Origin of the sequence: Microbacterium paulum (assembly GCF_015707995.1) — a bacterium.
GTDB classification, from domain to species: Bacteria; Actinomycetota; Actinomycetes; order Actinomycetales; family Microbacteriaceae; genus Microbacterium; species Microbacterium paulum.
Window position 1 is genome coordinate 1 of record NZ_JAAGRY010000134.1, and the last position, 971, is coordinate 971.

The 971-nt window shown below is 67.8% G+C and carries 1 protein-coding gene; it reads left to right on the forward strand.

What is annotated here, in order from left to right:
• Positions 1-228: 228 nt before the first annotated feature.
• Positions 229-971: IS256 family transposase (locus G3N18_RS15800; protein WP_196385193.1), on the forward strand; the 743-nt coding region annotated here is incomplete at its 3' end.

Sequence of the window (971 nt, forward strand, 5' to 3'; positions counted from 1 at the left end):
ATCGACCATGACAGCGCTCACGCCGCAGCTGGTGCGCCTGGCCCAGTTGCCTGCCAGCGCAGAGCACCAGTACGCGATGTTCTCAATCGTCGTGGACTTGTTCGCCGCTACGGGTGAGTCCAATAGCGTGGTGTCAATTCCCGCGGGGTTCTCGTCGTCGTAGACGGTGAAGGGCCATCGTGGGATGACCAGTTGTTTCCGCCAAGAAGCAAGAAGAGTGATCCCACGATGACCCACAACCAGTCTGCCCTGACGACCCTGATCGGCGAAGTCCTCGCCGACCCCGACCTGGCCCACTCGGACGTGTTCCGGCGAATGCTGCAGGCCGGCCTGCAAGACCTGATCAACGCGGAAGCGACCGTGAAGATCGGCGCGGCCCGTTACGAGCGCACCCCGGAGCGGACCACCCGCCGTAACGGCACCCGGCCGAAGACCCTCGCGACCCCGGCCGGGGAGGTGGACCTTCAGATCCCGAAGCTGCGGGAGGGGTCGTTCTTCCCCTCGCTGCTGAGCCCGCGCCGCCGGGTCGACAAGGCGCTCTACGCGGTGATCTGTCAGGCCTGGATCGACGGCGTCTCGACCCGCAAGGTCGATCAGCTGGTGCGGGCGCTCGGCAACGACACCGGCATCAGCCGGTCGACGGTGTCGCGGATCTGCGGTGAGATCGACGAGGCGGTGCAGGAGTTCCTTTCCCGCCGGATCGATCACACTTGGTTCCCGTACCTGTTCCTCGACGCGACCTACCTCGACGTCCGCCACCGCGGCCGGGTCGCCTCGCAGGCCCTCGTCGTCGCCACCGGCGTGAGCGGCGAGGGCAGGCGGGAGATCCTCGGGATGGCGCTCGGTGACGCGGAGACCACCGACTTCTGGACCGAGTTCCTCCGCAGCCTCCGCGACCGCGGCCTGAAGGTCGCCACCGACGCCGACCCGCTCGGGGTTGCCCTGGTCACGTCCGACGCGCACGCCGGCAT